Genomic DNA, 26,524 nt, shown 5'->3' on the forward strand with positions numbered 1-26,524 from the left:
TTTCGCGCCTGAAATGATTCGGCAAAAACCATTACTCACTTTATATTCGAAAAATTTATACCCATCGCACTTCAAATTTCGGCATTGACGCATGGAGGCGCCGGGGTGTTCGGCAAAGGCTTTGACAGCAGGGATGCTGTCACAGAGCCTACATTGACGTATTCACCGCGTCTTTTGACGGACCCCCCGGCGCCGAAATTTGACCAGCAAAGGGTATACTAACTTTTTCGATCAAATAAAGAGTCAATCCCAAATCGATGAGCACTAGCATAGCAGACTGAACTTACTATGAGCTTTCAATTTAACAAAGGTCATTATTCACCCCGTTTTAACAGTAATTCCCAGTTTGAGCAGTTTCGCCGATTTTAGGGTGTGGGGTATGCCTGTCGAGGAGCGCCGTAAACCCATCCATGGGGGCTTGGCGGCAGCTAAGCGCCAAGGATGGTGTGAATGCAGATTTTGCAGGAGCAAAAATCTGCCCCTGCTGCCGACATCCTCGCCAAGCATACCCCACCCCCTTTTTGATCTCCAAATTGGGAATTGCTGCCGTTTTAAATTCATAATCTAAACGACAACTTAGAATAACTTATACTTCACACAATCACATTTACGGTTTTTAGCACGCTCTATTCACTCTTGTTAACAATACTCCTCTCGTGCACATAGCTTGGTTACAACGTTAATCACAAAAGCAAAATAAAAGATACCTTATTCAATTATTTGACTCTAAAAGTGTTATGGACATAAGGTATAAATAAAATCACCAAAATTAGGAGATACACGAATGAATCGACAATGGCTTTGGTCTTTTATCTTTATTGCACTGCTCGCAGGCCCTGCTTTTGGCGCATCGCCGACGATAGACGGCAGCGATCCGATCGATGCCCGCAGTTTTTTATTCATCGCTATCTTACTTATCGGCGCAAAAACCTGCAGCCTAATCGAAAAAGTCGGGCAACCGGCTATTTTGGGCGAGTTGCTTTTAGGCCTTGCGCTCGGCAATCTAGGACTCATCGGCATCGAATTTTTCGAAGCAGTAAAGCTCGATCAGCACATTTTGTTTTTCGCCGAACTGGGCGTGGTTATTCTCTTGTTTCAAATTGGTTTGGAATCCAATATCAGCGAGATGATGAAAGTCGGCCCCCGCGCTTTGCTGGTGGCGTTGATCGGTGTTGTCGTCCCGTTCGTGCTGGGCGCCTTCGTCGCGGGACCTTTGCTGATGCCGGGACTTGAACATCATGTTTATTTGATGATCGGCGGTGCTCTGACGGCAACGTCAGTGGCTATCGCAGCCAGTATTTTCCGAGACATGAAGATGCTCGACTCTCAGGAGGCCAAAATTATTTTGGGCGCTGCGGTATTCGACGATGTCCTTGCATTGATCGCATTTTCGATCGTCATGGCGATCGGTACGGTCGGCAGCATCAGCTCGGGAGAAATCGCCGGCATTTTCGGCGAATCCTTCTTGTTTTTATTCGGCGCTGTGATTCTCGGTCACTATACGGCATCTCCGATCGGACATGCATTGTCCAAAATCAGTTCCGGCGTCGGTATGAAATTCGGCTTAGCAGTCACTTTCTGCTTATGTTTCGCTTATTTCGCGCATGTTGCAGGACTTTCACCAATTATCGGGGCATTTGCAGCAGGCTTGGTGCTCGATCAAGTACATTTTCGTTTTTTCCATGACCCTGAAATCGTCACCGACTTAAAAGCTTGCGTGCAACACGAAACGGGAGAAATTAGAGACAATGTCATGAAAGTCGTCGACATGCATGCCGAAAAGCATGTCGAGGATTTAATGAACCCGCTATATCACTTTTTTACGCCGATTTTCTTCGTGTTGACCGGTATGAGTGTAAAACTCGATACTTTATTCGACACGCAAACTTTATTGACCGCATTAATTCTGACCGTGGTAGCGGTCGTCGGTAAACTGGTTGCGGGTTTGGGTGCGGGCTCCGCTAAAAAAATGGTCGTCGGCATAGGCATGGTACCGCGCGGCGAGGTTGGATTAGTGTTTGCTATGGCCGGCCACACCGCCGGCATCTTACCTGCCGAAGTCTTTTCGGTGATCGTGCTGATGGTAATCATCACCACACTGATGACGCCGCCCTTGTTGTCTTATTTACTGAAAAAACACGTTGATAGTAATTGATGGCACAGAGGCGCAGGGTAGGCTGTCGAAAAAAAAGCAAAATATCTTGGAAATTGTTGATGATCATAAGTTATAAAGCGCCAGTTATTTTCTCAAAATCCATAAAACAGTCATTTTTGCTGATCTGAAAATCGGTAAATTTCGACAGCCTAGGCGCCACTGCCATTAAGTTAAGCCATCACAGAAATAAGTAATGCTTGCATCAGGCTCTAATGTACCTCAAAAGCTTGCCATCCATGGCACTGGATTCCGCCAGTCCATGGCGGAATGACGGGTTTCCGTTAACTTAAGGCAGTGCAGGGTCGCGGAAATTAAAAGAGCAGGATAGCAATGATGCAGGAATGCGGGTGTCTCGTTTACTACGAGAGAAGTCATGATGTCCGAGCTCTCGGGAAAGTCGGGCATAGGACTTGTGCAACAAGCTGCTGAATGTGGCTGTCACCCATTGAAAGCCACGTTGTATGAGTCGTTTTATAAATTCTCCGCGCCCCTGCGCGATATTGCTTTTAATCCTAAAAAGAACAACTGAGCGCCTCAAACTACCGTTCGCCCTGAGCCCTTCGGCTGAGCCTTGTCGAAGGGTGAACGGTAGTTTGAGGCTTCACCAAGCCGGTGAAAGTGTTGTAGACCCTTCATGCTTCGACTTGGCTCAGCACGAACGGTCTACAACACATGCCAACTGCTCTTTTTAGGTTAATTGACCGCCCGGCGCGCTGGTGCTATCTATAAAAATCAATCATCCTCGGCCTTGATGATTTTACCGGTTCCTGCGTCGACTTCGACTTCCATTTCGCGTCCATCCGCCATTTTTATTTCGAATTCATAGACCGCAAAACCGTCGGTATTGATTTCATATTCCACTTCGCTGATCGTGCCCGGATAGGCTTCTAGCGCTATTTTTCGGGCCTGCGCTTCGTCGATTTTCTTCAAGGCCGCAAAAGCCGGATGATCGGCGCTCGACAATTCTTGTTCTTTTTCGAAAATATTGCCGGTTTTATCGCATTTAAACTCCCACTTAGCGCCGTCAGCCGATTTTGCCTTGATCTTGTAATACTCGACGCCTTTTTTGTTTTTAAACTTCATTTTGACAATCGGGTCTTGCGTTACTTCGCCGACAGCTTTCCGACAGGCGTCGAAGCCCGTATTGTCTTGTGCAACGGCTGCTGTGCCGAATAAACCCAGCAAGGCACTCAAACAAATAATTTTATAATTATGGTTCATGATAGATAGACCTCATTAATTAACATAAAAAGTTGAAGGGGCATCAACCGTAGAGGGTACGTACCTGATAGCATAGTCTAGGCTTTCCGCTATACCCCAAGCCTCAAAAAAGGTACGCGATGCATACCTACCTGGCTATCGAAGCCGCTAACGCTCAAGCAACAATGGCCTTTCTGCTGTTTCCCAAGCTCCTGCTTGGGAAACCAATACGTGAAGCTCTAGCTTCGCGATACCAGTGAAAAAGAAGCTAATATTCTTTCGCTTGCAGCAATTACAGCGAAGAAAAGCCCAATCGCTCCAGTAGGTTTCGGGAAGCCAGTGCTTCCGGCTTTTACTTCCCAAGTTAGGGCTTGGGAAGTAGCGAAATTAAAAGTTTCCGTTAACTTAATGACAGTGACGGCACGGAGCGTGGGAACAATGACAAAGTCATTGTGTTTTCGGCATTAGTTAGGCGGCCTTATCGGCCGTCTTTATCTTACACAGTCAATCTTAGCTGTCGCAACTTTAAAAAATCACCGTTAGAAAGTCCACTTCACACCGCCCATCATTTGAAACCCCTGGCCCGGGTGAATACCATCTACACGGCTGGCTATAAATTTTTTGTCGCTCAGATTATAGCCGTTCATAAATACATTGACGTTTTTGACAACTTGATAATTTGCCGAGACATTGAAAACCGTATAACCGGGAATAATGCCTTCTTGTCCGTTCGCATTCTCTTCTCGGGTATTTTCAATGTCGACATATTGCTGACTAACGCTTTGAATACCAAAACGTATATCTAGACCCCAAGGCGTTTCGACACCGACATTGGCGTTGATTAAATGCTCCGGTGCATAAGGTAAACGATTATCTCTAACGATCCCCGCCCTGGCTTCGTTACTGGCAAAATATGCATCGAGATAGGTGTAAGACGTTGTTAAATAATAATTATAATCGGTACCAAATAATTGATTGGAATCCAAACGAAAACCGGTTTCCACCCCTTGGTGTACAGTTTCGCCGACATTGACAAATCGAGTATCTTCGACCGTTATGTCTTCCACAATTTGATTTTCAAAATCGATTCGGAAATAGGTCATTTCCAGATTAACACCCGGTGTAGGCGAGGTTCGAACACCGGCTTCGTAATTCAAACTTAATTCGGGCTCTACTTGGCTAAGGATATTTTTCGTCGGATCGACGAAATCACCGATTCTGCCTGGCGCGAAACCTCGATGAACCCCGGCAAATAGCGTGGTGTTATCTATGCCATTATAGGTCACGCCAACGCCAGGAAGGGCTTCCGTCCTAACTAAACTTTCCGTGGCTCCGTCGATATTGTTGATATTGTCTTGATAATAATGCTCGACACGAACCCCCGGCGTTACGGTAAAGTCGCCGAGAAAGAAGCGATTTTGTGCGAAAAATGATAGCGCTTGGGTTTCTAATGAATTGTCTTGGTAACGATTTCGTCCGTGATTGTTGTTTTCCCTGCCTTGAGTGGTATCTCTCGGCCCGGCATTACCGACATAACGTTCGCGGTCGGCCCATTCAAAATGCCCGCGTATACCCAGCGTGGTTTCGCTCTGTAGGCCGAATGCGTCATGCATGAACACCAGCTTGGGTTCTATGCCAAACACATTGTAGGTCCTGGGCCGCTGTTCATTCCCGCAGGTCGGCGCCACATCGGCGGAGATCGGTTCGCGTCGATTAGCACAGTTATTCATTTGCGAGGAATCGTTAGCCTGCCGAATCGACTCCCGGAACATATGATTTCCGTAGATATTGGTGCTGAATTGCATCGTATCGGAAATATCGAATTCATAGAGCGCTTGCCCTGCATAACGGCGCACTTCGAAACTATCGTTCCGTAACGGATTGGTGCGCTGGTTGCGTCGGTACATTTCGCTGGTTAGGCCGGCCTCGCCCATATCCGCATCTTCATGAGTCAATATCCCTTTTAGCATCAGACGTTGACGGTCATCGATTTTAATCAAGGCTTTGAGCGCCAAATCATCCACTTCTTGATGTTGGCCACTGCGGTTGCCGTCCGATTCCTGCCGAATGTAATCCAAAGACAGGCCGACATTATCGAGCGTGCCGCCCAATCTTAAGTGAGTATCGTAATAGCCGTTATTGCCGCCGGCCGCCGAAATCGATCCGCCAAACTCCTCAGGAATCGGCGCACTAACAAAATTGACCGCGCCGCCGACAGTTTGCGGCCCGTACATGATTTGTCCGGAACCTTTCAAGACTTCGATACGATCAATACGTTTATTGGTTGGGATGTAGTGATTACTGGGATCGCTATAAGGCGCCAATTGTATCGGCGCACCATCTTCCAGTAATTGCGTGCGAACCGATCGCCTTGGATCCAATCCTCGTATGCCTAAATTAAAACGCCGTCCCAACACGTCCTCGTCAACGATGTGAATACCCGGAATGGTGCGCAATGCATCCTTCGTCGACAATGGACCTTGCCGATCGAGTGTCGTTTTATCGATGACGAAGCCGGAGCCAGGAATATGCTCTAATTGCGAAGGTTCTTCACCGATAATTTCCAGAGGAGGCAGTTTTACGGCCGGTGGACGATCATCTACTTTAGCCGCATTAGCATTCACGGCGGCCAACACGGCTACCGTCATTAAGCACATGCGGAACGGCGCTATTTGGCCTTGCCCGCTACCCGTCGCATTCTGATTAGATTCGATTTTTATTATAGAAGTTAAAGACATTGCGCTACCACTCATAAGCCACTTTTTTGAAAGCGGCCATTTTAGTGAGCGTTATCCCTTTTACCTATAGGAAAAACTCCTGAATTTTTTTGTTGGGGAACTTTTGTGCAGTGAGCGGTTAGCGGTTAGCGGTTAGCGGTTAGCGGTTAGCGGTTAGCGGTTAGCGGTTAGCGGTTAGCGGTTAGCGGTTAGCGGTTAGCGGTTAGCGGTTAGCTGGATTGTGAGGCATGTTATACGCTTGTCTAGCACTATTTTCTACTTCACAGCCATCAAGTTAAGCCATCATAGAAATAAGGAATGTTTGCATTCAGGCTCTAATGTAGCTCAAAAGCTTGCCATCCATGGCACTGGATTCCGCCAGTCCATGGCGGAATGACGGGTTTCCGTTAACTTAATGGCAGTGAACATGTGCTTACTGCTCACTGCTTACCATTAACCGCTAACTAAACCCTAAACCTTCGCCCCCAACGCTTTCGCCAAACGATCGCGCTTCTCTGTATCGTGTTCGATTTCCCAGCCTTGAAGGTGTTGCCGAATCAATTGACCCAGCGCGTCGATATGCCCTGGCTCGGCATTAAGCGCATCAATGTATTCGTAATGATCGCCACCGCTGCTCAAAAAATACGCCCGATTTTCGACGCCGATTTCTTCGATCGTTTCGAGACAATCGGCGGCAAAGCCCGGACAGAAAATTTGAACCGACTTACAGCCTTGTCCCGGCAGAGCCTTCAGCGTCTCGTCGGTATAAGGTTTAAGCCATTCCTCCCGGCCGAAACGAGACTGAAACGTTGTCATGTATTCGTCCGGAGCCAGTTCTAGCGCTTCGGCGATCAATCGAGACGTTTTGTAGCATTCGCAGTGATACGGATCGCCGTTATGTAGATAGCGCAGCGGAATGCCGTGATAAGAAAAAATCAATTTATCGGTACGGCCATGTGCATGCCAATGATGCCGGATATGATCGGCCGCGGCTTGAATGAATGGGTCGAAATCGTGATAGTGATTGATGAAGCGCAATTCCGGCAACCAACGGCGCTTTTTGAATTGATCCGCCAAGGCGTCGAAAGTCGAGGCGGTCGTCGATGCAGAATATTGGGGATATAGCGGTAGCACCAATAATTTTCGGACGCCTTGTTGCAATAGTTTATCCAATACCGATGCGATCGACGGAGTCCCATAGCGCATCGCGAAATCGAGCACCAGATCGCCCCCCCAATCCGTCTGTAGATTTTTTTGCAAGGCTTCGGCTTGATGTCGGGTGTGAAACATCAAGGGCGATCCTTTGTCGGTCCATACCGACTTATAGGATTTTGCCGAACGCCTGGGCCGAATTCGCAGAATGATAAAGTTCAAGACGAACCACCAGATGAACCGGGGAACCTCGACGACCCGAGGGTCGGACAAGAACTCCTTAAGATAAACGCGCAACTCCTTCGCGGTCGGCGCTTTCGGCGTACCGAGATTGGTAATCAAAACACCGACTTTATCGTTTTGTTTATGCGTAAATTCGGGACTGCCTTTAAATTTCATACTTTTTCGCTTTGGAATATTGTTTTATTGAAGTTTGTTAACTCAGCCTTATTGACAAAGCAGAATCAATCGAACAGCGCTTGATCTAAATTTTTACTCTTTTCTAAACCTTTAAGTTCCGCTTTATCTTTAATGCCATGAAATTTCGTGCCGGCAAGGTTGGCTTGTGAAAAATCGGTATCCAGCAGTTTGGCTTCGGACAAATCGGCACCCGACAAATCGGCGCCGGTGAGGTCTGCACCGGCCATGTCGGCGACCATTAAATTAGCGTTTTGCAGATTGGCTCCCTTCAATTTGGCCAAACGCAACATTGCCCGACTCAAATTGGCGCCGGCTAAATTGGCATCGGTCAAATCGGCGCCCTTCAAATTGGCTCTCATCAAACCCATCGGCTGATTTTTCATATCCGCGCCCCAATTGGCTTCTCTCAGATCGGCCCCTTTTAAATTTGCGCCGTCCATCACGGCAATGAAACGGCTGCCTCTTAGATTAGCCTTGCTCAAATTGGCCTTGACTAAACTGACGCCGAACACGCTGCTATTCGAAAGATCGGCGCCGGATAGATTGATGCCGGTCATCACGGTCAAATCCAATACCAAACCGGACAAATTACTATTGCTAAAGTCGGCCTTTCTCAAATCGGCACCCCATAAATCGGCATGGCGAAAATCCAAGCCGGATAAATCGACTCCGCGTAAGTCCTTCCGGCGCAAATCGGCCGGTTTCTCTTTTGTGGCCGTGCTTAGCAATTGTTCGATTTGCGCACGGTCGAGATCGGCCGCTAGCGTCGAGGAAGTATTGAGTGCCAATAAAAACAACGAGGTAAATAGGGTAGGTATTTTCATCGTATCATCTCCTAATGCGTTGGCTTGATCAAAACGCATTATATACTCTGAGCAAGGGCATGTTCCGTTTTCTAAAGCGCCCATTACAAACGAAATGCTTTGTTTCTGACGTTCCGATATTTCTGAGTTAAACTACACCTTTAGAACTTCAAATTTCGGCAGTGCCTAAAGAGGCGCCGGGGTGCTAGGTCGATTTTTGCTCCTGCAAAATCGACATTCACGCCATCCATGGCGCAAGCAAAGGCTATGCCAGCATGGATCTGGCATAGATCCTACATGGACGTATTCAGGGCGTCCTTTGACGGGCACCCCGGTGCCGATTTTTGATTTACGATGAGTATAATCTCCTTTTCTACTCTCCCTGCATTTGTCTCAAAACGCACTCATGACTTCTTGTAACGATCCGGCATGCGCCAAAAAAGTCGAATTACTAAATAGCGAATGCCGCTGCGTGTCGCTCGACCGTCATGCTTTGCGGGATGAATTGCTGGCTCTTAACGACCTCAATCTATTCCGCATGCTCACCGAGGAGCGGCCACATTTATTCGCGGAATCGGCCGTGTTTGTCGATGAGCCCTGCTTACGGCGGCAATGGGAGATTATCGCGGCATTGGAAAAAGTGATCGATTTACCGGCTTATCAACAGCGGGTATTGGCTTATGCGCCTGAAACCGCCCTTTTTACGCCGAAAGCCCGAGGCGTTTTTTTGGGTTACGATTTTCATATTGGGCCCAGCGGGCCGCAATTAATCGAAATCAATACGAATGCCGGCGGCGCCCTGGTCAATGCGATCCTGGCACGCGCCCAAATCGCTTGTTGCGATCAGGCAGGCGACAGGCGTCCGGGTCAATTGCCCGGGGTTGAAATACAACAATCGCTTGAACAAGTTTTCATCGATATGTTCCTCGAAGAATGGCGGCAGGAGCGGGGCGAGCAGACATTAAAAACGGTTGCCATCGTCGATGAGCAACCGGCCGAGCAATATATGTATCCGGAGTTTTTACTATTCGAAAAACTCTTCGAGCGGCACGGTATCGAAGCGGTCATTTGCGATCCGTCGGAGTTGACCTTCAGCAACGGCAAGCTGTTATGTCGAGAGCTTCACATCGACCTCGTTTATAACCGTCTGACCGATTTCAGTTTGGAAGAAATTGCCTCGCAAGCTTTGCGCAATGCCTATTTAGACAATGCCGTAGTCGTGACGCCTTATCCCAGAAATCACGCATTATATGCCGATAAACGCAATTTGGCCGTGTTAACCGACACAGCGGCTTTAGAAGAAATCGGCGTGGATGCTGCCACTCGCGAGATTTTGCTGTCCGGAATTGCGCAAACCGTCGTTGTGCGAGAACAAGACGCGGAAAAACTTTGGTCCGACCGAAAACGTTTATTTTTCAAACCGGCCAAAGGTTACGGCAGTAAGGCTGCTTATCGCGGCGATAAACTCACTCGGCGAGTATTCGGAGAAATCCTACAAGGCGATTATGTCGCGCAACAATGGGTAGCGCCAAGCGAAAGGCACTTGGAAGTCGACGACACGGTGATGGGTTTTAAATTGGATTTGCGTAATTATGTTTACAACGGTCAAGTGCAGTTAGTCAGCGCAAGATTGTATCAAGGCCAAACGACTAACTTCCGTACACCCGGCGGAGGATTCGCGCAGGTTGCCGTCGTCGATCCGGGCGGATAGCGCTCGACTTTAAGGCTACTCACTTAACGCGGAACAGTTTAAGGTCAATCCGTTCGTGGCGAGCCCTTCGGCTGCGCTCAGGGCGAACGGTTATACCTTTCGCACTTCAAATTTCGGCGATGCTTAAGGAGGCGCCGGGGTGCTCGGCAAAGGCTTTGCCAGCATGGATGCTGGCATAGAGCCTACATGGACGTATTCACGGCGTCCTTTGACGGGCACCCCGGTGCCGAATTTTGATCTACGATGGGTATAATTCTTAGTGCTTTTGTCCCGCCTTAAGTGGGAAGCCGACTTTAAAGAGCCGATGCCAAAATGCTTAGCGCCTTGCCTCGATGACTGATCGCATTTTTGACTTCAGACGCTAACTGCGCCGAAGCGCATTCGTACTCGGGTACCCAAAATACAGGATCGTAACCGAAACCGTTGTCTCCGACCGGCTCATCCAAGATACGGCCTTCCCAAATCCCTTGCGCGATGACGGGACAGGGATCTTCGGCATGCTCGATGAACACGATCACGCAGATGAAGCGCGCGGTTCGCTGTTCAAACGGCACGCCGGCCAATTCCTTCAACAACTTATCGACATTATCTTGATCGTTGGCATCCGAACCCGCATAACGCGCCGAGATCACTCCCGGAGCGCCGTGCAAATAATCCACCGCCAACCCGGAATCGTCGGCGATTGCAGGCAATCCCGAATGGAATGCCGCATTACGAGCTTTCAAGAGCGCGTTTTCGACGAAGGTCTTGCCGGTTTCATCGGCTTCCGCGATTTGAAATTGCGACTGCGGCACAATCGGATGGCCGGCCAAAATCGCCTGAATTTCCCGGATCTTACCGGGATTACCGCTGGCCAGAACGATCGGTTGGGATGGATTCGATAACATTTAAAAGTTTTCCAGGGCTTTGGCTTGTTTTTCCAGCAATTGTTTGATGCCATGCTCGGCCAGGCTCAGCATCGCATCGAGCTCGTCCTTACGAAACGCGTGACCTTCTGCAGTACCTTGCACTTCAATGAATGCCGAAGCGTCATTCATGACGACATTCATGTCGGTTTCGGCATTGCTGTCTTCGGCATAATCCAAGTCCAAAACCGGCACGCCTTTGAAAATCCCGACTGAAACCGATGCGACTTGACCGTGCAGCGGGTTTTTCTTGATTTGTTTTTTAGCGAGCATTTTTTGTACCGCCAACGACAAGGCAACAAAGCCGCCGGTGATCGATGCCGTTCGCGTTCCGCCATCGGCTTGCAGCACATCGCAGTCGATCGTGATGGTGTTTTCACCCAGCGCCTTCATATCGACCGCGGCTCTCAGCGAGCGCCCGATCAAACGTTGAATTTCCTGAGTACGTCCGCCTTGTTTGCCGCGACTCGCTTCGCGCCCCATTCGGTCGTGCGTGGATCGGGGCAACATGCCGTATTCGGCGGTAATCCAGCCTTCGCCCTTACCCTTGAGAAATCGCGGCACGTTAGTCTCGACACTGGCCGTGCATAATACACGCGTGTCGCCAAACTCTACCAGCACGGAACCTTCCGCATGCTTGGTGTATCCACAGGTAAACTTAATCTCTCTCAATTGCTCAGGGTTGCGTCCGCTTGGTCTCATAGTGTTACTCATGATTTAAATAGCGAAACAGTATAACCGAAAGCATCCACTTTAAAGAGGGCTTTTGAGCATTCAACTCGCGGTCAGCTCTTTTAGATAATCGGCCACCGATTGCGGACGATCGGACGGCTTAACCGCCATCGCCCAATCGATAGCCGCCAACAGTTTTTTGGAATATTTTTTTTTGTGCGCCTTCACGGCAGGAGTCAGCGAGTCATTCTGAGCGCGCTCAGTTGCTTGAGGCGGCGACTTATAGTCGAGGCAAGCCCGCATGCTCGCGCCGATCGCATACAGATCGGTCCAAGGCCCGAGCGGTTTATTGCTTAAATATTGCTCGACTGGAGAAAACCCGTTAGTCAATACCTTGCTTTGTTTGTGCCGAGCCGGATTAGGAAAAGTTTGAATCGCGCCGAAATCCAGTAATACAGGATCGTTTCCGGGCCGAATTAAAATATTGGCCGGCTTAATATCCAAATGCACGAGATTATGCTGATGAATAAACCCAACGCCATCTAAGAGTGCAACGAAAACTTGCACTAAAAACTCCTCGCTAATATCCAGCAATCTTTTTTGCAGGATTTTTTCCAAGGTAAGCCCGTAGTCGTAAGTCATCACCATATACACTGTCGAATTTTCTTGAAAAAAATTGATGACTTCAACAATATTCGGGTGTTTTAACTTCGCCAATACCATCGCTTCTTCGAAAAATAGCGCCCTACCTCGCTTAAACAAAGCTTTGGTTTCCTCGCTGTTAGCCACGACTTGATTATTCCAGGTTCTATGAGCTAGTTTTCTAGGCAGATACTCCTTGATCGCGAATTGAACCTGATCCAATCGCCGGCGGGCCAAGTAAACGGAACTAAAGCCGCCGCGCGCCAATTCCCGCTCGATCATATAGTCGTCTATAATGGTGCCGGATTGGAGATAATTCCATTGCTTAGGATAGTTATCCGGATCGTAGTATTCAGCCACTGAGTCGCGTCATTGGGTTAATTCGTGTAAAAACACGGCAATTATAGGTGAAAAATGATCAGAAGTATGACGGCATTTGCCGGAGATGAGGCAGTCATCGAAAATTTAACCGTTCTTTGCGAACTGCGTTCGGTTAATCATCGCTATTGCGACATCACTGTCAAGCTACCCGAGCGTCTACGTTTTGCCGAAGCGCCGATACGTAGCGCGATTGCCGCAAAAATCAAACGCGGCAAAGTAGAATGCGCATTAAATTATAAAAAGCTTTCGCAAAACTTTAACGTCGACCTACAGGCGGCTGAAGCACTTTTAAACGCAGCCCGCGCTATCGAATCTCTAATGCCCGAGCACCGAACTTTTTCGGCTCTCGACATTTTAGCTTATCCCGGCATTCAACAAGAAATCGGCACCGATAACGCCGCACTCAGCCAAGGTATTTTTGATTTAGTCGACCGAACTCTCGATCAAATGCTCGAGGTCAGAAACAGGGAAGGCGAGCAATTGGCAAGTATCATTGATGAACGTTGCCGAAAGATGCACGAATTAGTCATTGCAGCACGCAACAGAATGCCTGAAGTATTGAGTCATCTGCGGGAAAAACTGAAACTACGAATTCACGATTTAGTTATCGAACCCGATTTCGACCGACTGGAACAGGAATTAGTATTTTTGACCCAAAAACTGGATGTCGAAGAAGAATTAGACCGTCTCGAAACTCATGTCAACGAGGTGTTACGAACCCTAAAAGACCAAGAGCCTGTCGGCCGCAGACTGGATTTTTTAATGCAAGAAATGAACCGCGAAGCCAATACCTTAGGCTCTAAGTCCGCCGATAAGGAAATGACCGGCATTGCGATAGACTTGAAAGTGTTAATCGAACAAATGCGCGAACAAATTCAGAATATCGAGTGAATCTAAAGAGAGCTCGAATGCAATCGGATTTCATCTTATCCAAATGGTCGGTTTGGCCGCCTTTGCCTCTCCAACCGGCCAACCCCGCCCAATGGCTTGCCAACGTTCCGCCGATGCTGAAAAGGCGCTTGACACCGCTGGCCAAGACCGTATTCTGTGCCGTTGCTCAATGTCTTGACGAAGACGTTATGGTGCCTGCAGTATTCAGTTCCGCTCACGGAGAATTGACTAAATCCTTGTCGATGATGGAAATGCTCGAAGCCGGCGAGGAAATTTCGCCGACCGGGTTTAGCCTGTCGGTTCACAATGCCATTGCCGGTTTATTTTCGATGGCCTGGAAAAACAAACTTCAATGCACCGTACTCGCCCCCGGAGAGGAAGGCATGGCGCCGGCATTTATTGAAGGATTAGGTTTGCTTCAGGAAGGCGCGGAACGGGTGTTGCTGGTGTTTTACGATGAGCCGTTGCCAGCCTTTTATCCTTCTTCCCCTTATCGCTTGTCTTCGGATACGAGTTGCGCGCTGGCATTGATGATTGCAAAAAGCGGCGCGGGACAAGCGCTGACAGTGTCTTCTTCAGCATCAACCGGAAATGACGGCGAACAACCGGTACAATTGCCGGCCTTTATTCGCTTTTTGACCGAGCCGCAGACTCGGCTGACCTTCTGCATGCCGCGCCGGAATTGGAGTTGGGAAAAACGTCCCGACTAAGCGAAGCCTGAATTTCGGCGGCGACCGCTATTGATATAATTTTTAGAGAAATGTATGAGCAGTTTGGAAAATGAATTAAAAAAATTGATTATCGAGTCGCTCGATTTGGAGGATATCGGCGTTGACGATATCGATAGTCACGAAGCCCTGTTTAACGAAGGCTTAGGGCTGGACTCGATCGACGCTTTGGAACTGGGACTCGCGATCCGAAAGAAATACAATATCCGGATCGATTCGGAAAAAGACGACGTGGTAAATATTTTCGCCTCAGTTGCCGCGCTGGCTGAATTCATTGATTCCGAGCAGAGGGCAGCATGAACGATCGCGATGACATTCTGCAAATGATCAGGGACATCATGCAGGAGATGTTCGAGATAGACGCGGACGACGTGACGCCGGAAGCCCGTCTTTATGAAGACCTCGATTTCGACAGCATCGATGCGGTCGACATGATCGTCAAACTGAAGGAACTGACCGGGAAGGCGGTGAAGCCGGAAGATTTCAAGAACGCACGCACCGTAGGCGATGTCGTCGAAGCCGTCGATAAACTCATCAATACCTGATGCGCAAATGGCTTAACGGCGTCATCGCTGTCTTGACGCTGTTATATCCGCTGGCCGTTTATTTCGGCATTCGATCGGTGCAGCCCTGGCAAATTGCCATGGCCTTGGCCTCGCTGTTGCTCGTGCGCTTGGTTTGCGGACGAACTACCGGAGCGGCCAATCAAGGCTTGATCATCGCCGCGCTGCTGTTTTGCGGCCTGGCCGTCTGGAATAACAACGAAATCACGCTGCGTTTTTATCCTGCTTTGATGAATCTGGGCTTGCTACTGGTGTTTGCGTCGAGCCTGTATTTTCCGCCGCCGGTGATCGAACGGCTGGCGCGTCTTCAGCATCCCGATTTGCCGCCGCAAGGCGTGCTTTACACCAGACGAGTCACCCAAGTCTGGTGCGTGTTTTTTTTGCTGAACGGCCTGATCGCCGCCGCGACCGCGCTCTGGTGCAGTTTTGCCTGCTGGAGCCTGTATAATGGCCTGCTGGCTTATGCATTGATGGGTTTATTGATGGTGATCGAATATTGGGTGCGAATCAGGACGCAGGATCATGTGCGCTGAACCGATTCCGCTGAGCCGCTGCGCATTACCCGCGCACCCCGAACGGACTGTTGCCGTGCATACCGGGCAAATGTTGGACCGGCAACGCTTCTGCGCCGATGTCGCGGCCGTGGCCTCGGCATTACAGCATCAGGCACAGCCTTGCTATGCCCTGTATCATGAAGACTGCTATCCGTTCGCGGTACTGCTGTTTGCCTTGTGGCATGCCGGCAAAAAGGTCGTCATTCCCGGCAATAACTGTCCCGCGACCGCCGATGAACTGGCCGGGCAGGGCTGCGCATTGATCGGCGCCTGGCATGGGCGCGAATCGATATTGGCCAGCCCTGCCGAAGTAAATATCGAATTGCATGCGCTAAACCCGGCCGATACGTCTGTGACTCTTTTTACTTCCGGCTCGAACGGCAGACCTAAGGCCATCGTCAAGACCTTGCCGCAATTGCAACGCGAGGTCGATGCCCTGGAAGCCCAGTGGGGCCTATTGTTGGGAGTGTCGGCGGCGGCCGCGACCGTCAGTCATCAGCATATTTACGGATTGTTGTTCAGATTGTTATGGCCGCTGGCGTCGGGGCGCTGTTTTCACAGCCAGCTATTTTTGAGTCCAGAGCCGATGTTGAAAGCCTTGGCCGGCCAGCCCGCCTATTGGGTCGCAAGCCCCGCGCAATTGAAAAGACTCGATGAACTGACCGATTGGGCTCAAATAGCCAAGTTCAGCGCCATTTTTAGTTCGGGCGGGCCGCTTCCGCCCGATGCCGCAGCGCAAATCGAGCGGCTTTGCGGGCAGAGGGTCATCGAAGTCTACGGCAGCTCCGAAACCGGCGGCATTGCGTGGCGCCGCTCCGCTCAAGATACGCGATGGACGCCCTTTGCCGGTATCGGACTCAGTCGGAGCGAGGATGGCCGCTGTTTGCTGACATCACCGTACTTGCCCGACGCTAGCGCCTACCCGATGGATGACCGGATTGAGCTGCACAACGACGGACGCTTTAGCTTGTTGGGCCGGCTCGACCGCATCGTCAAGGTGGAGGAAAAACGCTTATCGTTGGATGCATTGGAAAACGCCTTGAGTCAATCCGATTGGGTCGAACAGTCGCATTGTTTGCTGCTCAGCAACCGGCGGGACCGTGTGGCAGCCGCTATCGTGCTGACTGAAAGCGGCTTGGCGGCTTTACGCTACCAAGGCCGCGCGGCCATATTCAAGTCATTACGGCGCCAATTGCAACGGGCTTTCGAATCGGTGGTGTTACCGCGCAAATGGCTGTTCTTCGACAGCTTGCCGATGACCCGACAGGGTAAACTCGATCATGCCTTACTTCGGCAATTGTTCGCGTTGGACTCGGCCAAATATCCGCAATTGCTATACTGCCGGATCGCGATCAACAGCGCCGAACTGGAGTTTCGCATTCAACCCGAACTGGTCTATTTCAACGGCCATTTTCCGGGCATGCCGATTCTGCCGGGCGTGACGCAATTGGCTTGGGCCGAACATTACGGCAAATTGTTTTTTTCGATCGAACAGCCTTTTCTGACGATGGAAGCGGTCAAATTTAAAAAAATCATTCTACCGGATGCCTTAATCAAGATGGCGCTGGAATGGCGAGACGAGGCCGGCAAGCTCTATTTCGATCTGAGTTCGGTCAGCGAATCGCACAGTTCCGGACGAATGTTGTACGGAGCACGCCCATGAAGGCTTGCGTCATTATCCCGGTTTACAATCACGAAGACGCGGTCGGCACGGTCGTCGAACAATTGAAACCCTACGGCCTGCCTTGCTATTTGATCAACGATGGCAGCGCGCCGTCCTGCAGTTCGGTGTTGAAGCGATTGGCCGAACGTGAACAGGATTGGGTCGTGTTATACGAACGCGCAGAAAACGGCGGCAAAGGCGCGGCGGTCATCGACGGTTTGCGCCTAGCGATAGCCGATGGCTTCAGCCATGCGCTGCAGGTCGATGCCGACGGACAGCACCGGCTCGAGGACATCGATCGCCTGCTTAAGGCGACCGAACGACACCCAAACCGGCTGATTCTCGGCAAGCCTCGTTTCGATGACACCGTGCCCAAGGGGCGCTTGTACGGGCGTCAATTCACGAACCTGTGGATTTGGATCAATACGCTGTCGTTTTCGATCGCCGACGGCATGTGCGGTTTTCGCTGCTATCCGCTCGTAGCGGTCGATCCCTTGCTGAAATCGACCCGAATGGGCCTGCGCATGGACTTCGACATCGAAATCGCCGTGCGCCTTTATTGGCAAGGCGTCGATGTGGTCAATGTCGAAACCGAAGTGCGTTACCCGCTGGACGGCATATCGCATTTCGACATGTTGCGCGATAACCTGTTGATTTCGAGAAAACATGCGCATTTGTTTTTCGGCATGTTAGTGCGCTTGCCGCGCTTGCTGATGAGGCATTGGCGATGAAACATTGGGCCAACATGGAAGAACGCGGCGTCATCTGGGGCATGCAATTGCTGCTCAAGGTCTATCTGTTGTTCGGACGCAGGGTATTGCAAGTGTTTTTATATCCGGTAGTCAGTTATTACTGGCTAATCAACGGCAAGGCACGCGCTGCCAGCATCGATTATTTGCGGCGCGTGTCGGCGTTTTGGCCTGCGGGAACGATCCGAACCGAGCGCTACGGCAGTTATCTGCATTTCATCGCTTTCGCGAATGCGATCATCGATAAACTGGCGGCCTGGAGCGGCGCGATCTCGTTGAACGATGTCGAATACCATGGCCGAGACGCTATCGTCAGCCATCTCGAACACGGGCAAGGTGTTTTGATCCTGGGCTCTCACCTGGGCAACATGGAAGTGTGCCGGGTCATCGCGAAGCTGCGCAAAAACTTAACGGTCAATGTTTTGGTGCACACCAAGCATGCCGAAAAATTCAATGCACTGCTAAACCGTTATGCCGAATCCGGGCGCATGAATCTAGTTCAAGTCACCGAAATGAACGCCGCGACGGCAATGCTGCTGCAAGACAAAATCGAAGCCGGCGAACTGGTCGTGATCGCAGCCGACAGAATTCCGGTCACAGGCCAAGGGCGTGTCGCCAAGGCGCGCTTTCTCGGCGCAACGGCGCTGTTTCCGCAAGGACCGTATATTTTGGCGTCGCTGCTGAAATGTCCGGTCTATACCTTGTTTTGCTTAAAACGACTCGACAAACAAATTATTTATTTCGATCATTTCAGCGACGGATTGAACCTACCCAGAAAACAGCGCGACGAGCGTGTTCAGCACTATGCTCAGAGCTATGCCGACCGCTTGCAGCACTATTGTCAGCTGGAGCCGCTGCAATGGTTCAATTTTTACGATTTTTGGCAAGATGGAAATGACTAAATCAAGGGTAATCGTCGACGGACAAGACTTGACGATCGAAGACATTGCCGCGCTTGCGAACCGCTCGCATCGACTCGAATTGAGCGATGCGCCGGCCTTTGTTGCGCGGATCGACAAGGGCGCTGAATTCATCGAAACCTTGCTGCGGGAAGAAGGCTTTGTCTACGGCGTCACGACCGGTTACGGCGACTCCTGCACCGTGTCGATCCCGCTGGACAAAACCGGCGACTTGTCACGCCATCTTTATACTTTCCACGGCTGCGGTCTCGGCGCGCATTTCGACGAACAACAAACCCGCGCGATTATGGCAGTGCGCCTGAACAGTTTGGCGCGCGGCTTTTCCGGCGTTCGTTACCGCTTGCTGCAACAAATTGCCGAATTACTGAAACATGATGTGCTGCCGTTGATTCCGCAGGAAGGCTCGGTCGGCGCCAGCGGCGATTTGACTCCGCTGTCTTATCTCGCGGCGGTGCTAGCCGGCGAGCGCGAAGTGCTCTATCGCGGCGAGAAGCAGGACGCCGCGAAAGTGCTGGCGACATTGGGCATCGCTCCGTTGACGCTGAAACCGAAGGAAGGCCTTGCGATCATGAACGGTACCGCGGCGATGACGGCAGTAGCCTGTCTGGCCTATCAACGCGCGGCTTATCTGTCGCAATTGTGTACGCGCATCACCGCGCTGGCTTCGGTCGCGCTGAACGGCAATGCCTATCATTTCGACGAAAAACTGTTTTCGGTCAAGCCGCATACAGGGCAAATCCGGGTCGCCGCGCGCATCCGAGACGACCTACATGTCACCGAACAGACGCCGCGCAACGATACGCGCCTGCAGGACCGCTATTCGCTGCGCTGCGCGCCTCATGTGATCGGCGTGCTCGAAGACGCGCTGCCGTGGCTGCGGCAATTCATCGAAAACGAATTGAACAGCGCTAACGACAATCCGATTATCGACGCCGAAGGCGAGCATGTATTGCACGGCGGACATTTTTACGGCGGCCATATCGCGTTCGCGATGGACAGCCTGAAAACGGCGGTCGCGAATCTGGCCGATCTGATGGACCGGCAGATGGCGCAATTGATGGACACCAAGTTCAATCACGGCTTGCCGGCCAATTTATCCGGCGCGAGAGGCGACGAGGCGATGCTGAATCACGGTTTCAAAGCCTTACAAATCGCCGTGTCGGCCTGGACCGCCGAAGCGCTTAAATTGACGATGCCGGCCAGCGTGTTTTCGCGTTCGACCGAATGCCACAATCAAGACAAAGTCAGCATGGGCACGATTGCCGCGAGAGACTGCGTGCGCATCATCGAATTGACCGAGCAGGTCGCGGCGGCCGTTTTGATCGCGGTCGTGCAGGGCGTCGAATTGCGTGGGGGACGGTCGGGTTTGAGCGCAGGCCTCAAGCATACGCTGCAACAGGTGAGGGCCAAGATCGGCTTTCTCGACGCCGACCGGGCATTGGAGCGGGAATTGCGCCTCTGCTTGCAACTGATCCGCGACCGGCATTGGAATCTATATGACTAAGAAAGATGCACAAAATAACTGCTACCAGTAGTCGGCTTTGCAGCGATTCGGTGACTCGCTTGACAGGACGCCGTGAATACGTCCATGTAGGCTTGACGGCGGCTATCCCTGCCGCCGACACCTGTCAATCGAGCCACCGAACCCCCTTCCAACAATTGTCGAAGTTATTTCATGCTCGTTCCTAAGGCCATCGTCTCCTGCGAAGTCGAAATCGAAGTGCCGTTTTTCGATGTCGATCTGATGGAAATCGTCTGGCACGGCCATTATCTGAAATATTTCGAAATCGCCCGCTGCGCTCTGCTCGACAAGATTGGCTACGGTTACATGCAAATGCGCGAATCCGGCTATGCCTGGCCGGTCGTCGATGTGCGCGTCCGCTATGCGAAGCCTGCGAAATTCCGCCAAAAAATCATCGTGCATGCCGAATTGACCGAGTGGGAAAACCGCATGAAAATCAATTACCTGATTCTCGATAAACAAACCGGCGCGCGCTTGACGCGCGGTTATACCTATCAAGTCGCGGTCGAGATCGCCACAGGAGAAATGTGTTACGAGTCACCGCCGGTTTTGTTTGAAAAATTGGGGCTATCTGATTTCTGAAGTTTTTATACCCTTTGCTAGTCAACTTTCGGGCCAGGTTGCCCCGTCAAAGGTCTAGCACCTAAATTATCCAAGATAGTTAACCATAGCCAATGGGCTATGAAATTCTGGTGCTGGATTAATACGTCCATGTAGGCTTGACGGCGGAATCTGATTGCCATGGATGGAGTGTAGTAGAGCAATGCAAGAGCAATTGCTGAGAAGCAAAAATCTGCCCTGCCGCCGGCACCTGTCAATCGATCCACAACAGTCGTCAACATTATTTCATGCTCGTTCCCTAGCTTTGTAGCTTGAATGCTACGAAGTGTAATCCGGGATAATCGAGGCCACGCCCTTCCCGTATTCCGCTGCTCTGCATAGGGGCTACATCTATTTGCCGGGCATTTTATACCCTTTGCTGGTCAAAGGACGCCGTGAATCCGTCCCTGTAGGCTCTGTGACAGCATCCCTGCTGTCAAAGCCTTTGCCGAACACCCCGGCGCCTCCAAGCGTCAATGCCGAAATTTCAAGTGCGATGGGTATATTCTATGAATCCACTTTTTGCTGACTTTTGATTTGCATCAGCCAGCGCTGCGCCTGGCCTTTGGTCTGATGGTGCTTGCAGGCGCGCGTGAAGGCGCTCTCGGCGTAGTCCATGCGGCCGCTGTTGTAGTAGACGATGCCGAGCATCAATTGCGCTTGCTGTCGGTTTTTCAGATTATTGGTCGCCAGGGCTTTATTCAGCATCCCGGCCGATTCGTTCCATTTTTCCCGACTCAATAAAATGTGGGCGCAGCGCAGATACAGATTGCCGTCGTTGCGCATTGCCGCCAACTGTTTCAGTATCGTGAATTCCTTGTCGTGTTCACGCGCCATCGCCCAACTATTGGCTAGTAATTCCATATTGGCCGCGTTGCGCTCGATGCGTCCGCGCTCCATCTCGCGGGTCAGTAATTTTGCCGCAAGATAAGGCGTGTTTTTATGCATATACAACTGCGCAAGCCGGACGATCTGGTCTTTCGGCAAGTCGAATTTCCGATGCGCCAACTCCAATACCGACAGCGCTTTTCCGTAATCCTTCAACATCAAATGCACGTCGGTCAAGTTCAGCCACCAACTTTGTTCGTTCGGCGCTTGCGCGATCAATTTGTTCAACAACGGCACCGCTTCCCGGTATTTATTCTGTTCCAGGACGATACTCAGCAATAAGATTTGCCAATCTTGCCTTTCCGATATGGCCAAGGCCTTTTTCAGATAATCCGCCGAACGATCGAATCGTTTGATTTTATGATGTGTCAAAGCCCGCAAGTACCAGGCTTCGGCCGACGGGCGCGGCTCGCTGGCGAACCAAAGATCCAACTGTTTGATCGCTTGTTCGAAACGTTCGGCCTGTACCGCGGCCTGCGCCAGGTTGTAGCGTAAATTGTGGACCGTATCCGGCGGCAGCGTATCGGCGCCGCGTAACGTTTCTTCAAGGGCGATGACGGCCTGAAGATAGTCGTGCCGTTCGAGATGGGTATAGGCCAGATGCTGATGGATCAAGGCGCGTTCGTAGTGGTTGTCGGCCACTTTCGGCAATTGCGCTTGCAACAGCGATAAGGCTTTGCTGAAGCGCGATTGATCGCTCAATTCGCGGGACTGATTCAGCACCTTATAGGTTTCGGGCGAAACGGCATATTTTTTGGACTCGTCCGTTTCGGTCTCCGCCCTACCCTGCAAACTCAATAGTGCAAGTAGCACGCCAGTGATTAATCGCCGATTGACATTCCCGATGCGTGTTCTGTTCCAGTGCATGATTATCTTTCCAGGTTGAAATAGATCGTCTGAACGCTTTGCCAGCGGACGGCCTGACCGTCCACTTTCTTTTTCTGGAATTTCCAGTGACGAATCGCGCGTAACGCGGTGCTGTCGAAAACGCCTTTCGGCTCGGAAACGATGACTTGCGGATCGACGACCGTGCCCTCCTCGGTGACCGTGAACAGGATTTTCACTTTGCCTTCGATGCGTTTGGCCAACGCGCTGGGCGGATACAGCGGCGCGGTTCGAATCAACGGCATCGCTTCCTGAATCGAACCGAGTCCGCCGCCGCCCATTTCGCCTTTGAACGGTTGACCGGCGATGTTCAACGCCAGATCCATTTTCGGCACATTCATCGCCACCGGATTGACTTTGACCGGTTTGGGGCTCGGCACCGAGAGCTCCGGCACTGTCAGCGGTTCGTTTTTCGGTTGCTTGGGCTTCACTCGCTCTTTCAATTGCGGCACCGTCGGTTCGCGTTTGAGTCTGACGAAATCGATCACCAAAGTTTCGGTCGGCATTTTCAATAAAACCGGTTGTTGCGTTGCCATGCGCTCCATGACGGCAAACAGCAGCACATTAATAAAGACGGCACCCAATCCGATGACGGTATGACGTTTCGCGATCATTCGGAAAACGCCGCGATCGAGACGTTGGATACGCCTGCCAAACGCGATTGATCCAGCGCCTGTACCAATAGTTCGGTGCGTGCGTCACGGTCGGCGGCTATGACGACAGAGCCTTCCGGATTTTCGGCATGCAGGCGTTCGACGTTTGCGCGTAGCGCATTGACGTCGACTTTGCGCCGGTCTATCCAGATTTCACCGGCCTTAGTCACTGAAATAATGATATTGCCTTTTTCCTGACGCTCAGCCGTTTTCGCCGAGGGCCGGTTGACCTCCATGCCGGACTCCTTGACGAACGACGAGGTCACGATAAAAAAGATCAATAAGATAAAAACCATGTCGATCAATGGGGTCAGATCAATGCCGTTGCCGTTGAATTCTTCGTCTTCGCTGTGTATTTTCATAGAAATAATGTTGCTTCGTTATTTTGTTTGCGTAGCCCGTATGCAGCGTAGCGGAATACGGGACTTCGCGGCTTCGGCCTTCCCGGATTGCGCTGCGCTCCATCCGGGCTACGATGCTATTCCAACTCGTCCGCAGCGAGGTCCAACAAGGTTCGGATGCGTTCGTGCAGGTCGCTGCTGAAATACAGGCCGGACAACGCGGTAACCAGTCCCGCCATCGTCGTCAATAAGGCTTCGGAAATACCGCCGGCCAAGCCGCGCGCATTGCCGTTGCCGAACACCGCGATCACGTCGAAGGTGTCGATCATGCCGAATACGGTACCCAGCAAGCCGAGCAACGGCAACACCTTCGACGCACTGCGTATGCCTCCGAGACTGGCGTCGGCGGACAGGCTCAACTGCTCCAAAAGACGGCCGCGCAGGCGTTTGGCTACCTTGGCGGGCCGGCGCTTGTAGTGCTGCCATTCGCGTTTGATCGCTGCCAATTGCCGAGGATAAGCGCAGTACAGATACCAATAGCGTTCCAGAATCATCGCCCACATCGCCAGTGATACGACGAAAATCGCCCATAGCGCGGGACCGCCTTTGTCCATGAAGGCACGGGCGATGTCGATCGTTTCAGCCGGTGACAACACGAACTTGTCCTCCACGGCTCGCCACCAACGCCGCGCTTTCCTCGTCCAACAAATAGATCAGTTTTCGGGTATTACCGTTCAACCAACTATGCAGCAATAACAAGGGAATCGCGACAACCAAGCCCATTTCCGTCGTCACCAACGCGCCGGATATACCGCCCGACATCAATTTCGGATCGCCGGTGCCGAATAGCGTAATGGCTTGAAAGGTCTCGATCATGCCGGTGACGGTACCCAGCAGACCCAACAACGGCGCCACCGATGCGAAGATCGCGATGGTTGGGAGAAAGCGTTTGATTTTCGGGCGTTCGCCGAGTATCGCCTGATCCAATTTGAGCCCCAACGCGTCGGCATCCAGTTTCGGATGTTCCTGAGCGACTTCGCGCAAACGACGGATCGCCGTATCGATTTCGGCTTCGGAATCGCTCCTCTGTTCTTGCATCTTCCGGTGCAGACGCGTCAGCGAAAACGTACGCTCGGCGGCCAGCAACAAACCGATGAGTCCCAATCCGATAATCAAATAACCGATCACGCCGCCCTGTTCGATATGTTCCGACCAATCCGGCTTTTGCACCATCAACGACAAGATCGCGCCGCGCGACGGATCCAACGCGACAGGGCTAATGCCGTCTTTGCTCTCTTCCAAGGTTTTCGCCAGAGTTAAGAAACGCGCTTGAGGTTGACGGCCCAGTTCGACCAAACGTCCGGTTTCCGGTAGATAACGCAGATATAAGCCGTCGGAAACCGCATTGAACGCACCGATACGCACCACTTCGCGCCGGCTTTCCTGACCGTCGGCGGTGATCACCGGTGCTACGAAACGAGCGACTTTGCCGGCTTGCACCATTTCATCCAGCAACAAATGCCAGAATTTCTCCAACTCCTGGATGTTCGGATTGCTTTTCCGCTCGGCCAGCAATTTCGCGGTCTCTTTGCGGTCGGGTAATTGCGCGGATATGATCGACGCGCTGAACAGGCTCAGCATGTCTTTCGACGTTTGCCGGACAATGCCGAACAATTCGCCCAATGCGCCCATGCGCTCGTGCAAGCGTTCGGTCTTGTCCTTGATTGCCGGCTCGTTGGTTTCGTAACGGTTTTTAAGTTCCGCGCCCCGCTGCCGTTCGGCCGCCAATTTAGTCTTGACCGACTGCAACAAAGCCGCCTGCCGGTCGCGCGCATTGCGAAATTCGCGCTCGCGTTCGGCTAATTCCCGGCTTTCCAGGACGCTATCGGAGCGCACTTGCTTGATCAATTCATCCAGCGTTTTCGGACTATCGGCCATGACGGCCGGTACAGCGGCAAAGCACAGGCATAATACCCATAGCGCTTGTCTGATGGAATTCAGGTTTCGAATCGTCGATTTCATCGTGCCGTCTCCGGTGCCGATACCGGCAATTTGAGCAATTCGGGTGCCGCCTGTTTTTTCGCGACACGCAAGGATTGTCCGATCGGAGTGCGGTATTCGCTCGGCAGAATTCGCCATTCTTTGTTTTCCTTGTCCCAATAGCCGCATTCGTTGCCGTCCAATGTCAAATAATACAGACCGACGCGGCCGAAGCGCAGAAACTCGACGGTACGATTGCCGCCGCCCTTCGGCAGTTCGCCGCTGTAGGCTTCGATCGTGCGCCCGTAATCGGTTTCGACCAAATAGGCATCGATCAAACGATGAAATTTCTCGGCCAGACCGACGTCGGAACGGTCCAACAAATGCTCCAGCTCCTCGACTCGCAATGTGCGTTCCTGCTCGAGAAACGGCGCATCCAATTCGACGAATTTGCGCAGCACCGCTTGCATGCGCTGCATTAGCGGAATGATATTGCGCTGGGTTTCGTCGATCTCGTCCATTTGCCGGTCCAGCTCGGCGATTTCCCGGTCTTGGCTATCGACGATCTTGGCCAATTGCGTATGATAACTTTTCAAGTTTTCGAGCTCCCGAATCGCTTCGCGGTACTCGGCGAGCATCTTTTGCTGTTGGTCGTCCAGTTTTTCCACGGTAACCTGCGAACGACGGGCGCTTTCCAGCCGCTCCTGTTGAACTTGTACCGCGCTGTCCAGTTGCGCGCCCGTTACCGCTGCCGGCATCAAAGCCGGCAATAACAACCCGATACTCAGCGCGCGGAGGCGGGACCGATTACATATCATTACGTTTATCC

The 26,524-nt window shown here is 51.5% G+C and carries 26 protein-coding genes; 13 read left to right on the forward strand and 13 right to left on the reverse strand.

The window, feature by feature from the left end; genetic code table 11:
* The first annotated feature begins 784 nt into the window (after positions 1–784).
* A complete protein-coding gene (locus METBU_RS0113275) occupies positions 785–2,155 on the forward strand; it encodes a cation:proton antiporter (RefSeq protein WP_017841093.1) in 1,371 nt (456 codons plus the stop codon).
* 373 nt (positions 2,156–2,528) lie between these two features.
* Positions 2,529–2,684, forward strand: a complete 156-nt coding sequence (locus tag METBU_RS28140; protein WP_017841094.1) for a hypothetical protein — start codon at positions 2,529–2,531, stop codon at positions 2,682–2,684.
* Positions 2,685–2,887: 203 nt separating this feature from the next.
* Here METBU_RS28140 and METBU_RS0113285 read toward each other — a convergent pair whose 3' ends face one another.
* From METBU_RS0113285 to METBU_RS0113300, 4 genes are all read right to left on the reverse strand, one after another.
* On the reverse strand, positions 2,888–3,376 hold the full coding sequence (locus METBU_RS0113285) for a PepSY domain-containing protein (RefSeq protein WP_017841095.1): 489 nt from the start codon (positions 3,374–3,376) through the stop codon (positions 2,888–2,890).
* Positions 3,377–3,894: 518 nt separating this feature from the next.
* Entirely contained in the window at positions 3,895–6,093 is a 2,199-nt protein-coding gene (locus tag METBU_RS0113290) for a TonB-dependent receptor family protein (protein WP_235726409.1), read from the reverse strand.
* A 450-nt stretch (positions 6,094–6,543) separates the two neighbouring features.
* Positions 6,544–7,623, reverse strand: coding sequence for a ferrochelatase (hemH, locus tag METBU_RS0113295; RefSeq protein ID WP_017841097.1), 1,080 nt, complete (start codon positions 7,621–7,623; stop codon positions 6,544–6,546).
* A 65-nt stretch (positions 7,624–7,688) separates the two neighbouring features.
* Positions 7,689–8,468, reverse strand: a complete 780-nt coding sequence (locus METBU_RS0113300) for a pentapeptide repeat-containing protein (RefSeq protein ID WP_040575679.1) — start codon at positions 8,466–8,468, stop codon at positions 7,689–7,691.
* A 385-nt stretch (positions 8,469–8,853) separates the two neighbouring features.
* On the opposite strand from METBU_RS0113300, the gene METBU_RS0113305 reads away from it, so the two are divergent.
* Complete coding sequence (locus METBU_RS0113305; protein WP_017841099.1) at positions 8,854–10,158, forward strand: hypothetical protein; 1,305 nt, start codon at positions 8,854–8,856, stop codon at positions 10,156–10,158.
* A gap of 293 nt (positions 10,159–10,451) precedes the next feature.
* On the opposite strand, the gene rdgB is transcribed toward METBU_RS0113305, so the two are convergent.
* The 3 genes from rdgB to METBU_RS0113320 all read right to left on the reverse strand — a co-directional run bounded on the left by rdgB (position 10,452) and on the right by METBU_RS0113320 (position 12,737).
* Positions 10,452–11,045, reverse strand: coding sequence for an RdgB/HAM1 family non-canonical purine NTP pyrophosphatase (gene rdgB / locus METBU_RS0113310; protein WP_017841100.1), 594 nt, complete (start codon positions 11,043–11,045; stop codon positions 10,452–10,454).
* Entirely contained in the window at positions 11,046–11,765 is a 720-nt protein-coding gene (rph, locus tag METBU_RS0113315; protein WP_026130216.1) for a ribonuclease PH, read from the reverse strand. It abuts the gene before it with no gap.
* A 72-nt stretch (positions 11,766–11,837) separates the two neighbouring features.
* Positions 11,838–12,737, reverse strand: a complete 900-nt coding sequence (locus METBU_RS0113320) for a serine/threonine protein kinase (RefSeq protein WP_017841102.1) — start codon at positions 12,735–12,737, stop codon at positions 11,838–11,840.
* A 54-nt stretch (positions 12,738–12,791) separates the two neighbouring features.
* Here METBU_RS0113320 and METBU_RS0113325 point away from each other — a divergent pair, with 54 nt between their 5' ends.
* The 10 genes from METBU_RS0113325 to METBU_RS0113370 all read left to right on the forward strand — a co-directional run bounded on the left by METBU_RS0113325 (position 12,792) and on the right by METBU_RS0113370 (position 20,930).
* Complete coding sequence (locus tag METBU_RS0113325) at positions 12,792–13,649, forward strand: YicC/YloC family endoribonuclease (protein WP_017841103.1); 858 nt, start codon at positions 12,792–12,794, stop codon at positions 13,647–13,649.
* 17 nt (positions 13,650–13,666) lie between these two features.
* Positions 13,667–14,359, forward strand: coding sequence for a beta-ketoacyl synthase chain length factor (locus METBU_RS25315; RefSeq protein WP_017841104.1), 693 nt, complete (start codon positions 13,667–13,669; stop codon positions 14,357–14,359).
* A 54-nt stretch (positions 14,360–14,413) separates the two neighbouring features.
* Complete coding sequence (locus METBU_RS0113335; protein ID WP_017841105.1) at positions 14,414–14,677, forward strand: phosphopantetheine-binding protein; 264 nt, start codon at positions 14,414–14,416, stop codon at positions 14,675–14,677.
* Positions 14,674–14,922 carry an acyl carrier protein gene (locus METBU_RS0113340; protein WP_017841106.1) on the forward strand — a complete coding sequence of 83 codons (249 nt, stop codon included), beginning with the start codon at positions 14,674–14,676 and terminating at the stop codon, positions 14,920–14,922. Before METBU_RS0113335 ends, METBU_RS0113340 begins: the two co-directional genes overlap by 4 nt.
* Complete coding sequence (locus tag METBU_RS0113345; protein ID WP_017841107.1) at positions 14,922–15,473, forward strand: COG4648 family protein; 552 nt, start codon at positions 14,922–14,924, stop codon at positions 15,471–15,473. The genes METBU_RS0113340 and METBU_RS0113345 overlap by 1 nt, the downstream gene beginning before the upstream one ends.
* Positions 15,463–17,157 carry an AMP-binding protein gene (locus tag METBU_RS0113350; RefSeq protein WP_017841108.1) on the forward strand — a complete coding sequence of 565 codons (1,695 nt, stop codon included), beginning with the start codon at positions 15,463–15,465 and terminating at the stop codon, positions 17,155–17,157. Before METBU_RS0113345 ends, METBU_RS0113350 begins: the two co-directional genes overlap by 11 nt.
* Positions 17,154–17,888: a glycosyltransferase family 2 protein gene (locus METBU_RS0113355; protein WP_017841109.1), complete on the forward strand. Its 735-nt coding sequence runs from the start codon at positions 17,154–17,156 to the stop codon at positions 17,886–17,888. The genes METBU_RS0113350 and METBU_RS0113355 overlap by 4 nt, the downstream gene beginning before the upstream one ends.
* Positions 17,885–18,808 carry an LpxL/LpxP family acyltransferase gene (locus METBU_RS0113360; RefSeq protein ID WP_017841110.1) on the forward strand — a complete coding sequence of 308 codons (924 nt, stop codon included), beginning with the start codon at positions 17,885–17,887 and terminating at the stop codon, positions 18,806–18,808. The genes METBU_RS0113355 and METBU_RS0113360 overlap by 4 nt, the downstream gene beginning before the upstream one ends.
* Positions 18,801–20,330, forward strand: a complete 1,530-nt coding sequence (locus tag METBU_RS0113365) for an HAL/PAL/TAL family ammonia-lyase (RefSeq protein ID WP_017841111.1) — start codon at positions 18,801–18,803, stop codon at positions 20,328–20,330. Before METBU_RS0113360 ends, METBU_RS0113365 begins: the two co-directional genes overlap by 8 nt.
* A 171-nt stretch (positions 20,331–20,501) precedes the next feature.
* The gene (locus METBU_RS0113370) at positions 20,502–20,930 is read left to right on the forward strand and encodes an acyl-CoA thioesterase (protein WP_017841112.1); all 429 of its coding nucleotides are present in this window, start codon (positions 20,502–20,504) and stop codon (positions 20,928–20,930) included.
* Between the two features lie 525 nt (positions 20,931–21,455).
* Here the strand turns inward: METBU_RS0113370 and METBU_RS0113380 are convergent.
* From METBU_RS0113380 to METBU_RS0113405, 6 genes are all read right to left on the reverse strand, one after another.
* A complete protein-coding gene (locus METBU_RS0113380) occupies positions 21,456–22,703 on the reverse strand; it encodes a tetratricopeptide repeat protein (protein ID WP_017841114.1) in 1,248 nt (415 codons plus the stop codon).
* Between the two features lie 2 nt (positions 22,704–22,705).
* Positions 22,706–23,335, reverse strand: a complete 630-nt coding sequence (locus tag METBU_RS0113385; RefSeq protein ID WP_017841115.1) for an energy transducer TonB — start codon at positions 23,333–23,335, stop codon at positions 22,706–22,708.
* Positions 23,332–23,736: an ExbD/TolR family protein gene (locus METBU_RS0113390; protein ID WP_017841116.1), complete on the reverse strand. Its 405-nt coding sequence runs from the start codon at positions 23,734–23,736 to the stop codon at positions 23,332–23,334. The genes METBU_RS0113385 and METBU_RS0113390 overlap by 4 nt, the downstream gene beginning before the upstream one ends.
* A 116-nt stretch (positions 23,737–23,852) precedes the next feature.
* The gene (locus METBU_RS0113395) at positions 23,853–24,371 is read right to left on the reverse strand and encodes a MotA/TolQ/ExbB proton channel family protein (protein ID WP_017841117.1); all 519 of its coding nucleotides are present in this window, start codon (positions 24,369–24,371) and stop codon (positions 23,853–23,855) included.
* Positions 24,355–25,737: a MotA/TolQ/ExbB proton channel family protein gene (locus METBU_RS0113400; RefSeq protein ID WP_017841118.1), complete on the reverse strand. Its 1,383-nt coding sequence runs from the start codon at positions 25,735–25,737 to the stop codon at positions 24,355–24,357. The genes METBU_RS0113395 and METBU_RS0113400 overlap by 17 nt, the downstream gene beginning before the upstream one ends.
* Positions 25,734–26,513: a DUF3450 domain-containing protein gene (locus METBU_RS0113405; protein ID WP_017841119.1), complete on the reverse strand. Its 780-nt coding sequence runs from the start codon at positions 26,511–26,513 to the stop codon at positions 25,734–25,736. Before METBU_RS0113405 ends, METBU_RS0113400 begins: the two co-directional genes overlap by 4 nt.
* Between the last annotated feature and the right edge of the window lie 11 nt (positions 26,514–26,524).

Origin of the sequence: Methylotuvimicrobium buryatense 5G (assembly GCF_000341735.1) — a bacterium.
Classification (GTDB): domain Bacteria; phylum Pseudomonadota; class Gammaproteobacteria; order Methylococcales; family Methylomonadaceae; genus Methylotuvimicrobium; species Methylotuvimicrobium buryatense.